Source organism: Kribbella sp. WER1 (assembly GCF_054189145.1).
Map to the genome: position 1 here is coordinate 3,833,504 of NZ_CM135186.1, position 13,022 is coordinate 3,846,525.

Here is a 13,022-nt window from a genome sequence, read left to right on the forward strand (position 1 = left end):
GTGACGAGCCGGGCCCTTCTCTCAGTTGGTGGGTCGCAGCGCGGCCGTCGGGTTGAGCGCGGGACCTTGCGGCACGCGGGCGATCAGCGCGGCCGGGATCGGCACCGGGTCCACGTTGTCGTACCCCAGCGCCGACAACACCTTCGGGTCCGACAGCGAGTACGCCCGGCCGAGGTCGGTGACCAGTACGACGGTCCCGGACGGCGCCTGGTCGGACTGGCGCGCCTCGACGACCGCGGCGGTACCGGGCGTGACGACGATCCGGTCCGCGAGCGCCGTACCGGCCTTGCCGCGTTTGACGGTCTCGGTCATCACGTCGCGCGCGGGCATCGCCGGGTCGATCGCGACCGTGGGCAGTTCGGCGCCCGGCGCAAACGTCGCGCAGACCGTCCCGAGCCCGTCCCGCGGCGCCACGAACGTCGGCCGGCTCCGCGGCGCACGGCCCTCCTCGGCCGTGTTCGGCGGCTGCGCGGACTGGCCCACGGACAGCAGGCTCAGCTCGATCGCGGTCGGCGCCTTCCCGCCGTACGCCGCCTGCATCGGCCGGTACGCACGCTGGATGTCGAACTGCAGGTCCGAGATCGGCAGCAGCGTGTTCTTGGTGGCGATGTAGTGCTGCGCGCCGCCGCCCGACGTCCGGACCACGAACAGCTGGCCGATCAGCGTCTTCGGCCGATCCGGTACGGCGGTGGACGGCAGGCCGATGCCCGCGAGCTTGATCGGCGCGATCGGCTGGCCGTCCGGCAGCGCCGCGACGAAGGCCGCACCGACCCGCGCCCACGGCTCGGACGCCAGCGCCAGGCCGACCGTGACCGTGTCGGACTTGGTGATCCGGTGCCGGTAGCCCTTGCTGATCAGGTACTGGTCACCGGTCTCGATCACCTCGACGAGCATCGCGGTGTCCGCCATCGCGGTACCGCCGGCCGGTTGCTGACCGACCATCAGCACGGACTCGCTGGTGTGTGCGCCGCTCGGGTCGATGGCCGGCTGCGAGCACAGCGACCAGCCGCCGGTCAGCAGCTTGTTTGCCGGTGGCAACGCGTCGGGCGCGTCCGGGATGCCGATCCGCGGGCCGCGCGGGACGCCGTTCAGCGATCGTTGGGACACCCGCCGGGTCTCACCCTTCTTGCCGAGGGCAAGGAGTGCGGAGACGTAGTTCGTGACCGGATGCAGGTGCCCGTCGAGGTACACGAACCGGGTGCCGGTCTCCTTCTCGACGATCACGCTGTCGCCCTTGCTCCAGGACTTGTTGCCACCCGGGACGACCATCCCGTACACGCCGACGACGGCCAGCGCCACGACCATGATCGCGACCGAGCCGAACGCCGCCGAGGTGGCGCGTTTGAACGGCGGCTGCTCCGGATCGGTCTCGCGGGTGACGAGCGCGGACACCATCCGCTGGACGGAGAACTGATGCGACTGCAGCTGGTCCTTCCTGGTCGCCATCTCAGCCTCCCCAGCCCCGGACGACGGCATACAGGCCGAGCACCGAGCAGGCGAGCGGGATCAGCGCCAGCGTGACCAGTACTTCGAGGATCTCGGCGTACCGGCTCAGATACGGGCTCGGGAGTTGGGCGCTGTACCGCAGGCCGCAGAAGATCGTCAGCGCCGCGAACAGCACCATCATGGGCACCACCAACGACACCTGGCCATTCGTTGCTGCGCTCAACGGGCCGAGGACCAGGCAGGCGATCCCCGTCAGCGCCGTACCGAGCAGCAGCAGGCGATGTTTCACGATCGGGTAGACCCTTGCCCGGAGCAAACACCCGAGCGTGATCAGCCCGGTCAGCACCGTGGCCGACGTACTGCGGTCCGTGGTCAGCAGTACGAGGCACACCGAGACGGTGATCGCGACGCCGGCCAGCATCCCGGTGAGCAGACCGTCGGCGCGGACGACCGCGCCGTACACGTGCCGCCGGGGCGGTTGCGGGTCGTCGCGGACCAGGTCGGCGGTGGTACGCGGCAGGATCGGCATCGGCAGCCGGCCGATCCGCAACGCCAACGGGCCGAGCAACGGCGAGAACGCGAACGCCGCGGCGCCGACGATCGCGGCGACGTCCGGGCCGTCGAGCGAGTCCGCCGTACCGATCCAGCCGGCGATCAGCTCGAGGAGCCCGGTGGCCATCGCGGCCGCGAACAACGTGCCGCTGTCCACGATCCCCAGGTAGCACGCGACCCCGGCGAGCAGCAGCGCCATCCCGGACGCCAGTACCTGCGGCGCACCGATCGCCGGCCAGGTCGCCGTACCGGCGAGCAACAGCCCGCCGCCGGCGCCCGCGAACGGCAACGCGAGCCCGCCGAGCAGTGCGCCCGCGCCGGAATCCCCGACGACACGGGCGAGTGTGACGCCGGCGGCGACCAGCAGCGCGGACATGAGCAGCAGCCAGGTCGCGGCATCGGCCCACGGCGCGCCCCGCCGCAGTACGACGGCCATCACGACGAGTACGGCGAGCGCCGCACCGGTGAGGCCCGCGATCCGGGTGTGCCGGGCGGACCACGGTACGCCGAGCTTGCCGGCGCCGGAGGCAACCGCGTCGACCAGGTCGTCGTACTCGAGCTCCGGCCAGTCGAGGCCGCGGGACACCAGGTGCAGGATCTCGCCGTCGCGGATCCGGTGCGAGCCGAGGGTGCGGCCGAGGTTCAGCTCGGTGCCGTCGGCGCGGCGTAGTACCCAGCCGCCGTCCGGTGCGCCTTGGTCGGCGAGGTGTTCGCCGGCCTTGGTGAGCAGGCCGGGGAGGACCTCGGCGATGGCTGCTTGTTCCGGCAGCGCCAGGTCGAGTCGGCGCTGCGGCGCCGCGACTGTCACCCGGACCAGACCTGTGATGTTCATGCTGCTCAGGGTCTCCGCGAGCGGCCCGCCGTGCGCGCCCGCGACAGGTTCCTGCCGTCGCGGACCGGAGTACTTCGGAGCGCCTTAGCGTGCTGTGCGTACCGGCCGATGTGGAGGAACCGTGAGTGATCGGGAGCTGCTGATCCCCGTGGGGCACGACCTGGGTGTCGTGTACTCCGGGCCCGACGAGCGGCGGCAGCAGGTGCGGGTGGGCGTCGAGGTGGCCGAGCTGCCGGACCAGGAGTTCGCGGTCTGGCTGCTGGCGCACGGGGTCGACGACCAGGACCATCCGACGCGGTCGTCGCTGACGGACCGGGCGGCGAAGCTCGGGCTGGATGCCGGCCAGGTCGTCGAACGGTTCCTGCGGGACGGGCTGCTGATGGCGGTCGACCCGGACGGCGACGGCGCGGTCGAGTTCGCCGAACGGCATCAGCTGTTCCCGTTGCTCCAAGGACTCGGGCCGGACCCGGAGCAGCCGTGGATGCAGACCGTCGGGTTGCTGAACCAGCCGGTCGCTCAGGTCTCTGCAGCCGTGTACGACGTCCTGATGTGGTCGCAGCTCGCGCCGGAGCTGTGGAGCGGATGCCACGATGCCGCGAAGGTCGCCGTACAGGCCGGTGTCACGACGGCCGCGGAGACGGATCCGCGGCAGGTGCTGGCCGGCGTACTCGGGCAGGTGCACGGGCTGCTCTGCGTCCGGGCGGCGTACTTCGACCGGCGGAGGCTCCGATGATCGTGTTCCCGATCGGCCACTACCACGGGATCCGCGACGACGAGCAGGTCGTCCGGGTCGGCTGGAGCCAGCACCGGCTGGACGCGGACGCGTTCGCGATCTGGGTCCTCGCGCATGGCGTACCCGAGGTGGGCAAGGGCGCGTGGACCGTTGACGACCTGCTCGTGCACGCGGAGAAGTCCGGCGTCGAGGAGCCGGCGGCGTACGTCGAACGGCTCGCCGACGCGGGACTGCTCGCGGTCGTCACGGACGCCCGGGAGTTCGCGCGCCGGTACCGGATGGACGTCATGTTCGTCGGGCTCGGGAACACGCCGGATCGCCTGGAGGGGCACGCGATCGGGATCCCCGGACTCGGCACGGCGGCCGTACTCGATCCGGAGAGCTACGAGTTGTGGCAGTGGGGGTCGGTAGCGCCGACGGTGTGGCACAGCTGCGAGGTCCGGGCGACGGTGTCGGCGGAGCCGTCGGCGCGGCCGGATCCGGAGGCGGCGCTGGCCGAGATCCTCGGGGACCTGCGATTCCTGGTGGCACGCGGTTGCGCGTACCTCGACGTGGCGGGGTGACAAGATGACGCTGATGGCCGAGATCTCGCCCGACACGCTGGTGCCGCGGGCCACCGGGCCGGTGGCCACGCTGTACCTGGTCGTGTCCCCGGGCGGGCGGACCGCGGCGTTGAAGGTGTACCCGCAGCCGCTCGACCGGCGCACGTACAACGGCATCGAGGTCGAGCAGTCCAAGCTGGCCGGGATGCGGTCCGCGCCGTCGATCGTCCGGGTCGAGTCGCTCGACGACCTGCCGGACGGGCGGACCGGGCTACGGATGGAGTTCTGCCCGCAGTCGCTGACCGACCTGGTCGCGAACGGGCCGCTGCCGATCGGCGACGTGATCGTGCTCGGGCAGATCCTCAGCTCGGTGCTCGCCGAGGCGCACGACCTCGGGCTGGTGCACGGCGGGGTCACGCCGGCCAACGTGCTCGAACGGTCCAGCGGGCAGCCCGCGCTGGCCGACTTCGGGATGGCGCTGCGGCTGCGGTTCCCGCGCGATCTGATGGGCGACGCGGCGTACACGGCGCCCGAGGTACTGCGGGACGGCGAGCTGTCCGAGGCGGCCGACGTGTACGGGCTGGGCGCCGTACTGTATCTGGCGTTGACCGGGCGGCCACCGTTCCCGGCGCGGACCGGTGAGCCGCCGGACGGCGTCGTACTGCGGGTGCTTCGGGAGCCGCCCGCGGAGGTGACGGGCCGGGACGTGCCGCCGGCGTTGTCGGGGCTGCTGCAGCGGATGCTCGCGAAGGAACCAGCCGCGCGGCCGGAGGCGGCGGAGCTGGTCCGCGAGTTCGAGGCCTTGCTGGCCGGGGCGCCGGTGGAGGACGACCTCGACTTCGACGACTTCCGGGACGAGCTCGCTGCCGGGCGGAGCGCGCCGCTCGCGGTGGTCGAGGCGCCGAAGGCGCGGAAGCCGAAAGTACGGAAGGCCAAGCCTGCCGGGAAGTCCCGCAAGCCGTTGCTGTTCGGCGCGGGCGCCGCGATCGCGCTGGTCGCCGTCGTACCCGTGGTGATCCGGCCGGGCAACGACGACGCCGCGGACCGGACCCCGGCGCCGCCGGTGACGGTCAGTACGCCGAGCCCGACCCTGGTCGAGCAGGCCGCGATCAAGCTGAACCCGCCGGTGGACAACGGTACGTCGGTGGTCCTGACCTGGTCGTACCCGAAGACGCTGACGTACGCCGTCATCGTCGCGGAACAGGGCGTCGCCGAGTCCCGGACCACGCCGCGCGGGCACCTGACGTCGATGACCGTACAGGTCAGCAGCGGGCTCAAGTACTGCTTCCTGATCCAGGGCACCGACGGCTCGCAGGTCTTCGAGAGCGCGCCGACGCCGATCCGGGGCGCCACCTGCGCGAAATGAACCTGGACACGGAGTAGACCGGTTCTGGACCGGGCTCACTTAACCTTGTCCGGTGAAGCCGATCCCGTTCCGCCCCCGGCGGCTCACCGAGGCGCTCCGTGGGCGTGGCCGGTCCGAGGCCACGCTCGCCGCCGTGGTGGCCGGCTGTGTCGCGCTGCTGAGCGTGGTCGTACTCACCGGAGCTGGTTCGCCGGACAACGGCGTCCAGTTCACGCAGTCCGGGCACTGGGTCTACAACAGCGTCGTCGGGAAGATTTTCCACCTGGACGGCTCGACCGGCCGGGTGGACGCCGAGACCGCCACCCGGAACCCGCAGCCCGGCGCGCAGGTCGTACAGACCGACAAGCAGGGGTACGTGCTGTCGCGGAACCGGATCGACCAGTTCGGCAAGTCCGACCTGACCGTGCTCGACCCGGTCACCCCGCCGGCCGCGAACGAACAGCCGGTCGGCCTCGAGACGTCCGGCGCGGCGTTCGCCGTGTACCGGCAGGCCGGGCGGGTGATCCGGTTCGGCGACAAGGAGACGATCGCGCTCCCGGGCGGGCCGCTCGACGATCCGGTCGTGACGTCCGACGGCACGCTGTGGGTACACCGGACCGGTCAGGGCGACCTGTGCCGGCTGCCGCTGTCCGCGGACCGGATGACCTGCCCGGCGACCGCGCCGAAGGGCCACAAGGGCGGGCTGACCGCGGTCGGGACCGGCGCGGTGTTCGTCGACCTGACCGCGGGCAAGGTGTACTCGCTGAGCGGCGACGGGATGGACGACAGGGCCGACCTCGGGAACCTCGACGTACCGGACGACGCGCTGGTCGCCGGGAACGACGTCGCCGGGCGGGTCGCGATCGTCGACCGCAACCACCATCGGCTGCACCTGGTCGACCTGGCGCACGCGGACAAGCCGACCAGTACGCCGATCCCGCAGGGCAGCTACGACAAGGTCGCCTCCTCCGGCGACGGTCTCGCGCTCCTCGACCGGAAGAACTCCAGCCTGCTCACGCTCGACCGCGACGGCCGCCAGGTCGGCGACCCCACCAAGCTCCCGAGCCGCCCGGCCGCGCCCGAAGCGAACCTCTACCGCGGCGACGACTCCCGTGTGTACGTCGAGAACGGGACCGGCGACCGGGTCGTCGTCGTGGACCACGACGGGCGGGCCGAACCGGTGGACGTCGGCCAAGGCGACAAACCGACTGTTACGCCCCCAAAGCTCACGCCTCCTCCGAAGATCACTCCGCCTAAGACCACACCTCCTCCGAAGCGAACCCCGCCGAAGACCACGCCCCCGAAGACAACCCCACCCAAACGCACCACGCCGCCCCGACGCACGACACCGCCCAAACCGACGACCCCGCCCAAGCGCACAACCCCGCCCGAACCCACTATTCCGCCCAAACGCACCACACCCCCGAAACGCACGACACCGCCCAAACCACCGGCGCGCGCCACCCGCCCCGGCGCACCCCTCAACGTCACCGCACGCATCATCGACGGCGGCGCAGTCGTCACCTGGGGCGCGGCAGCCGCCCACGGCGCGACCATCACGGCGTACCGCCTGACCTGGACCGGCGGATCCACAACCACCAAGGGCACAACCCGCTCGGTCCTGATCCCGACCCTCAAAACCAAAACGCCGTACACCTTCACGATCACCGCGGCCAACAGCGTCGGCGCGGGCCCTGCCGTCAAGTCCAACCAGGTCGAGCTGAAATGGACCCCCGCCGAGTCGCCCCGCGAACTGCTCGTCTCGAAGGACGGCACCACCGGCGCGCTGACCCTCGGCTGGATGGCCCCGACGATGGGCGACGGCACCTTCCTGCGGTACGAGGTCTCGATCGGCTCCCGCACCGCCCCGGTCCGCGCGCGGACAACCACCACCGAGGCCACGATCACGGGCCTCACCGACGGCAAGGCCTCCACGTTCTACGTCCGCGCGATCACCAAGGCGCCGGACGGCCAGGAGGTGATCGGCAAGTTCACCAGCCTGTCCGCGGCATCGATCGGCAAGGACACCCCGACCCAACGCGTAGTCGCTTCCCGCGGCAACGGCACGACGTACGGCACCGACTGCCAGCACCCCGAATGCGCCTACGTCCAGGTCCGGATCGAGAACCTCACCCCGAACACGACGTACGACATCAAGCCGTACACCTCCGACTGGGGCAACTTCAACCCCGGCTACAGCACCAAGACCGACGCGCAGGGCCAACTCCTCGTCCCCGACCAGTTCCCCTGCAGCGCCGTAGGCCAACTCACGTGGGTCACCGTCCAAGGCGCCGGCAAGACCTACACCTCCAACAAGTTCTTCTGGAAGTCGGGCTAGAGGTGCCCCCTCAACCCACCGCCGCTCGATCGCACGACGATCGACCACGCCGCCGGCAACGCGGAGGCCCTCCGCCGTGCCGCACGGCTCTCGTCCGGCCAGCTGACCTACCGCGTGACGCCCGGCGACACCTGGTCGTTCGAGCGCCCGGGCAACTCGGGGCGTCGCGAGCAGAAGCAGGTCACGACAGCAGCGCCGGACTCTGCTGCGAGGACGGGCTCACGCCGGTCACCACCGAACACCGATCAAAGCTGACCCACGGAGCACTCGAACCAGCTCCACACGAAGCCGCTCAACCCTGAGGAACAGGCCAAATCTGTGGATAACTAATCTCCTTGAAAATAAGGGGATCCAGCTTTGAAAACTGTCGGAGGCGGTGGCTAGAGTTTGTGCATGGACATTCTCGGCGGACGCTCAGTGGTTGCTCTAGGCAACCACGAGGTGCTGCCCGCCCTCGACCAGGTCGACGCCGAGATCACCCGCCTCCAAGCCCTCCGCCTCCAGCTCATCTCCCGCGCCGAAGAGTCCGGCCTCCCCCAAGAACTAGGCGCCCGCGACACCGTCGAACTCCTCACCCTCCGCCACCGCCGAGACCGCCCCGAAGCCTGGCGCGACGTCCGCCTGGCCCGCGCCCTCCCCAGGTACGGCGCCGTCGCCACAACCCTCGCCGAGGGAATCGACGCACCCGACGGCACCCGCCTCCTGCAAACCGCCCACGCGTCCGCGATCATCACCGAACTAGAACGCGTCCGTACCCGGGTCCCAGTAGAAGACCTGGACGTCGCCGAACAGCAACTGGTCAGCCTCGCGACCCACCTCACCCCCAAGGAACTCCGCACCGCCGCCAAACAACTCTGCAACCTCCTGGACTCCGACGGCCCCGAACCCGAAGAACAGAAGGCGTACGAGCGCGAGTCCCTCACTCTCACCACTGCGGAGAACGGCGTAAAGTTCCGCGGCTACCTAGCCAACGAAAACGCCGAACTGTTGCGCGCCGTCATCCACACCGGCGCCCGCCCCCACAGGACCGTGGACGGCGAACACGACCCGCGCGCCCGCGACAAACGCCAGGCCGACGCCCTCACCACAGCACTAACGGTCGCCTCGAACGCCTGGGACACAGACACCGTCAGCCACGGCGCGAAAGCCAACATCACCGTCACCATCGACCTCGACGACCTGAAGTCGGCCACCGCAAACGCCACCGGCCAAACCACCTACGGCGACGACCTCTCCGCCGCCACCATCCGCCGCCTGGCCTGCGACGCCAACGTCATCCCGCTCGTCCTCGGCTCCAATTCCGAACCCCTGGACGTCGGCCGCCGCGAACGCCTAGTCACCCGCGCAATGCGCCACGCCCTGATCGCCCGCGACCACGGCTGCGTAGTCTGCGCCGCCCCACCCGTCATGTGCGACGCCCACCACCTAACCTCCTGGCTCGACGGCGGCCCCACCGCCATCGACAACCTGGCATTGCTGTGCCGTCGCCACCACGTAGACCTCCACGCCGGCCGCTGGCTAATCACCATCACCAACGGCCACCCCCACGTAGCCCGCCCACCGTGGGCCACCCCCTCGCCTCCCACCCCCAACCCCACCCAGCCACAAGCCAACATTCCCCCAGAACCCCAACCACCAGACCCCAAACCCCCACACCTCACCCCAGCCGACACGCCACCACATCCAACCCTGGATCACGCTCCACCGCGCCCCACCCCAGGCAGCGATTCACCACCGCCCGCGCCGGCCGACACTTCACCACGGTCCGCGTCGGATCGCGCTCGTCCGCGATCCGACCTGGCTGCGGCTCAGACCGCCGGGCCGCAGAACGACTGGGTCGACCCGTGGGCGGGGACGGATGCGCCTGCAGCTCGTACGAGGGGAGTACGACCAAGCCGGTGGAAAGCCGACGAAGCCACCCTCGCCGAGGCAGCCCGCTTCGCGGTCTGGGGCGACACCACATCACCACGCCGATCAGAGCCCCGTGCCGGACCACCGCCGTTCGCCACCCTCTGACCGCAGCGATCGCAGGCGCCTGCGCAGCACCTCGCCCGCGGTCAGCACCGCCGTACGCCCGCACGCCAACTCTGTCAGCTGAAACACGCCGCCGAGCCGCACGAGAAGACCAGCGGCGCCGCGCTCTGCGCGCGGCGTACTCCCACAACCGGCATGCCATTCAGGACACACCACGCGGCGCATCGCGGCCAGCGGCACCCGGGCAGAACGCGGGCCGGGCAGAGCCTGGCCCGCGCGCAAGAGTTGCGTCCAGCAGAGTGGTGTACGGCGTGGTGGCTGGCCCGGGCGTGGACGTGGGTGCGGTCACCGCGTGATTCTTCGAGGAATCTCTCACAACCCACTCGAAGAGAAAGTTCACAGCGATGACCGCATCACCCAGTATCGACCCTGCCGAGTTCCTGCACGAGCACCTCGAGCAGGCCAGCCCGGATCTGCTCCGGGAACTGATGGAAGGGTTCATCAACACGTTGCTGTCCGCGGATGCCGACAGCGTGTGCGGTGCCGCGTTCGGGACGCGTGATCCGGGCCGGGTGAACTCCCGCAACGGGTACCGCCACCGCGAGCTCGACACCCGGGTCGGCACCCTGGACGTCGCGGTGCCCAAGCTGCGCGAAGGTTCGTACTTTCCGGACTGGTTGCTCGAGCGGCGCCGGCGGGCGGAGGCGGCGCTCACGAGCGTAGTGGCGACGTGCTACCTGCTCGGGGTGTCGACGCGGCGGATGGACCGGCTGGTGCAGTCGCTGGGCGTCACCGGGCTCTCGCGGTCGCAGGTGTCGGTGATGGCCCGGGATCTCGACGAGCTGGTCCGCGACTTCCGGGAACGGCCGCTGGACGAGGGCCCGTACACGTTCCTGGCCGCTGACGCGTTGACGATGAAGGTCCGCGAGGGTGGGCGGGTGATCAAGATCGCGGTCATGGTCGCCACCGGCGTGAACGTCGACGGGTTCCGCGAGATCCTCGGCGTCGCCACCTCCACCGCGGAGTCCGGGGCCGGCTGGAACAGCTTCTTCAAGGACCTGGTCGCCCGCGGCCTCAACGGTGTCGCACTCGTCACCAGCGACGCGCACGCCGGGCTGGTCGACGCGATCGGCGCCAACCTGCCCGGCGCGTCCTGGCAACGCTGCCGCACCCACTACACCGCCAACCTGATGGCCACCTGTCCCAAACACGCCTGGGGCGGGGTGAAGGCGATGCTGCACCCTCAATGACTCGGTGTTCGACCAGATCGACGCCGCAGCCGTGCACACGCAGTACGACAAACTCCTCGACCAGGTCGAGCAGACCCTGCCCGACGTACATGCGCACCTCGACGCGGCCCGGGACGAGATCCTCGCGTTCACGACGTTCCCCAAGGACGTGTGGCGGCAGATCTGGTCGAACAACCCCAACGAACGCCTCAACCGCGAAATCCGCCGCCGCACCGACGTCGTCGGCATCTTCCCCGACCGGCCCTCGATCATCCGGCTCGTCGGCGCCGTCCTGGCCGAACAACACGACGAATGGGCCGACGGCCGCCGCTACCTCGGCCTCGACGCACTCCACCGCAGCCGGCTCACCCTCATCACCAACACCGAGGAGAACGCCACCACCGGCGCGATCAGCGCCTAACCAGACAACGAGAATCACCAAACGTCGTACACCACCCCACAGGACTTGACCCGCGCAAGCACCTACACCCCGAGCAGCACATCCGCCAGCCGCAAGCACCTACACCCCGAGCAGCGCTGGTGGCGGTCGCAAGCACGTGTGCGGCCGGCGGCTGGTGCGTGCTCGCTGGCACGACACGACTGTGGGGGCTGTACCTACCGCCAGGGGCTCGAACAGCATCCGCGTGGGACGCGCTGGCAGGTGGCGGTTCGTCCTGCACATGTGGTGAGCACCTGTCGCCGACCGCTCCGCGACGGATACCTGCGCGACGGGGCGACGGGACAGCTCCGGCGCCACGCTCAGCGCAGTACACGCTCGGGAGTCCCGGGCTGATGATGCCGGGTTCGGGCTGGCGCCTGGTGCCTGGCAGTCGCACGCGTGGTTCGCAAGCAGCTGCGCCTCGCCGAGGCAACTGCACCGTGTGGGGCTGCACCGTGTGGGGCTGTCAGCTTGGCGCTCGTGGCGTCGTGCCGCTTTCCTGGGCTCGGGCTGCGGATTGTGGGGCGTTTGCGTAGTCGTTCGGTGCACGCGGGAGAGGCGCCGGCGCAGGACGGCTCGCACGGTGGGCGGCCGCGACACCTTTCGGTACGCCGGTGGAGCGGGTCACGGTGGTTGGGTGGGGCTGATGCAGCCAACCCTGTGCGGAGACGCGGTGGGAGGAGCCGGGTGAGGCGCCGGGCCCTGTGGGGAGGGTGGTGGGAGGAGCCGGGTGAGGTTCTGGCTCCTCCGACCGGTGTGGGAGGTGGGGGGTTAGTTCTTGCGGGCCAGGACTGCGGTGATTAGTTGCTGGTAGTCCGTCAGGTCGTCGGGCTCGTCGTCGTTGCGCCATTCGGCGGCGGGGACGAGGCCGGGCTCGAGGACTGTGAAGGTGTCGCCGAAGAGGGCGAGGATCTGGTCGTTGGTGCGCCAGCGGCCGCGGCCCAGGGAGCCTTGGAGGACCTGTTCGAGCTCTTGGCTGCGGGGGTCGTTCTGGCTGCGGAAATGGCTGACGAAGACGTGGCTGCCGGAGGCGATGCGGTCGCTCCAGAAGGAGACGATGCCGACCGGGTCCTCGTCGTCGTTCACGTGGTGCAGGACCGCGCTGAAGATCACGCCGACTGGCTTCTCGAAGTCGATCAGGCGGTGCACGGCCTCGTTCTCGAAGATGGTCTTCGGGTCGCGGAGGTCGGCCTGCATGACGGCGGTGTTGTCGTTCTCGGCGAGCAGCGCGCGGCCGTGGGCGAGCACGATCGGGTCGTTGTCGACGTACACGACCTTGGTCTCGGGCGCGAAGCGCTGGGCGACCTGGTGCACGTTGTTCGCGGTCGGCAGGCCGCTGCCGAGGTCGATGAACTGCCGGATCGGCGTCGTCCGGACGATCTGGTCGACGGCGCGGACCAGGACGGCGCGGTTGTCGGTCGCGATCACCGGCGAGCCGGGCAGCTCGTTGATGAAGCGGTCGCCGAACGCGCGGTCGACGGCGAAGTTGTCCTTGCCCCCGATCAGGTAGTCGTACGTCCGGGCGATGCTCGGCGTGGTGATGTCGAAGCCCGGGTACGGCGGCTGGTCGTTTGCGTCCGTCATCGCACGAA

General features: G+C 70.3%; 9 protein-coding genes and 1 pseudogene. 6 read left to right on the plus strand and 4 right to left on the minus strand.

The annotated features are described in order from the left end of the window. Window positions 1-21: 21 nt before the first annotated feature. Together eccB and eccD are read right to left on the minus strand one after the other, a co-directional pair. Entirely contained in the window at window positions 22-1,446 is a 1,425-nt protein-coding gene (gene eccB / locus ACXJJ3_RS18470; protein ID WP_458171415.1) for a type VII secretion protein EccB, read from the minus strand. A 1-nt stretch (window position 1,447) separates the two neighbouring features. Further along, entirely contained in the window at window positions 1,448-2,830 is a 1,383-nt protein-coding gene (gene eccD, locus ACXJJ3_RS18475) for a type VII secretion integral membrane protein EccD (protein WP_458171416.1), read from the minus strand. Between the two features lie 121 nt (window positions 2,831-2,951). On the opposite strand from eccD, the gene ACXJJ3_RS18480 reads away from it, so the two are divergent. From ACXJJ3_RS18480 to ACXJJ3_RS18490, 3 genes are read left to right on the plus strand one after another with little or no spacing between them, the layout of a single operon-like run. Beyond that, window positions 2,952-3,563 carry a hypothetical protein gene (locus ACXJJ3_RS18480; protein WP_458171417.1) on the plus strand — a complete coding sequence of 204 codons (612 nt, stop codon included), beginning with the start codon at window positions 2,952-2,954 and terminating at the stop codon, window positions 3,561-3,563. After that, window positions 3,560-4,126: a hypothetical protein gene (locus ACXJJ3_RS18485; protein ID WP_458171419.1), complete on the plus strand. Its 567-nt coding sequence runs from the start codon at window positions 3,560-3,562 to the stop codon at window positions 4,124-4,126. Before ACXJJ3_RS18480 ends, ACXJJ3_RS18485 begins: the two co-directional genes overlap by 4 nt. Before the next feature lie 4 nt (window positions 4,127-4,130). Then, window positions 4,131-5,471, plus strand: coding sequence for a serine/threonine protein kinase (locus ACXJJ3_RS18490; RefSeq protein ID WP_458171420.1), 1,341 nt, complete (start codon window positions 4,131-4,133; stop codon window positions 5,469-5,471). Between the two features lie 1,071 nt (window positions 5,472-6,542). Here ACXJJ3_RS18490 and ACXJJ3_RS18495 read toward each other — a convergent pair. Beyond that, window positions 6,543-6,953 carry a pentapeptide repeat-containing protein gene (locus ACXJJ3_RS18495; protein ID WP_458171906.1) on the minus strand — a complete coding sequence of 137 codons (411 nt, stop codon included), beginning with the start codon at window positions 6,951-6,953 and terminating at the stop codon, window positions 6,543-6,545. Between ACXJJ3_RS18495 and ACXJJ3_RS18500 the strand changes: the two genes are divergently transcribed. From ACXJJ3_RS18500 to ACXJJ3_RS18510, 3 genes and pseudogenes are all read left to right on the plus strand, one after another. After that, window positions 6,850-7,788 carry a fibronectin type III domain-containing protein gene (locus tag ACXJJ3_RS18500; RefSeq protein ID WP_458171908.1) on the plus strand — a complete coding sequence of 313 codons (939 nt, stop codon included), beginning with the start codon at window positions 6,850-6,852 and terminating at the stop codon, window positions 7,786-7,788. The two genes, ACXJJ3_RS18495 and ACXJJ3_RS18500, sit on opposite strands and share 104 nt — an antisense overlap. A gap of 393 nt (window positions 7,789-8,181) precedes the next feature. Continuing rightward, window positions 8,182-9,804, plus strand: coding sequence for a DUF222 domain-containing protein (locus ACXJJ3_RS18505; protein ID WP_458171421.1), 1,623 nt, complete (start codon window positions 8,182-8,184; stop codon window positions 9,802-9,804). 362 nt (window positions 9,805-10,166) lie between these two features. Beyond that, window positions 10,167-11,412: pseudogene (locus ACXJJ3_RS18510) on the plus strand (IS256 family transposase). Between the two features lie 789 nt (window positions 11,413-12,201). Here the strand turns inward: ACXJJ3_RS18510 and ACXJJ3_RS18515 are convergent. Beyond that, complete coding sequence (locus ACXJJ3_RS18515) at window positions 12,202-13,014, minus strand: SAM-dependent methyltransferase (RefSeq protein WP_458171422.1); 813 nt, start codon at window positions 13,012-13,014, stop codon at window positions 12,202-12,204. Between the last annotated feature and the right edge of the window lie 8 nt (window positions 13,015-13,022).

What these genes read in the sequence shown, in the direction of transcription:
- eccB (WP_458171415.1), bottom strand. Translation starts at nt 1,446, where the DNA reads ATGGCGACCAGGAAGGACCAGCTGCAGTCGCATCAGTTCTCCGTCCAG.
- eccD (WP_458171416.1), bottom strand. Translation starts at nt 2,830, where the DNA reads ATGAACATCACAGGTCTGGTCCGGGTGACAGTCGCGGCGCCGCAGCGC.
- ACXJJ3_RS18485 (WP_458171419.1), top strand. Translation starts at nt 3,560, where the DNA reads ATGATCGTGTTCCCGATCGGCCACTACCACGGGATCCGCGACGACGAG.
- ACXJJ3_RS18490 (WP_458171420.1), top strand. Translation starts at nt 4,131, where the DNA reads ATGACGCTGATGGCCGAGATCTCGCCCGACACGCTGGTGCCGCGGGCC.
- ACXJJ3_RS18495 (WP_458171906.1), bottom strand. Translation starts at nt 6,953, where the DNA reads ATGATGCGTGCGGTGACGTTGAGGGGTGCGCCGGGGCGGGTGGCGCGC.
- ACXJJ3_RS18505 (WP_458171421.1), top strand. Translation starts at nt 8,182, where the DNA reads ATGGACATTCTCGGCGGACGCTCAGTGGTTGCTCTAGGCAACCACGAG.
- ACXJJ3_RS18515 (WP_458171422.1), bottom strand. Translation starts at nt 13,014, where the DNA reads ATGACGGACGCAAACGACCAGCCGCCGTACCCGGGCTTCGACATCACC.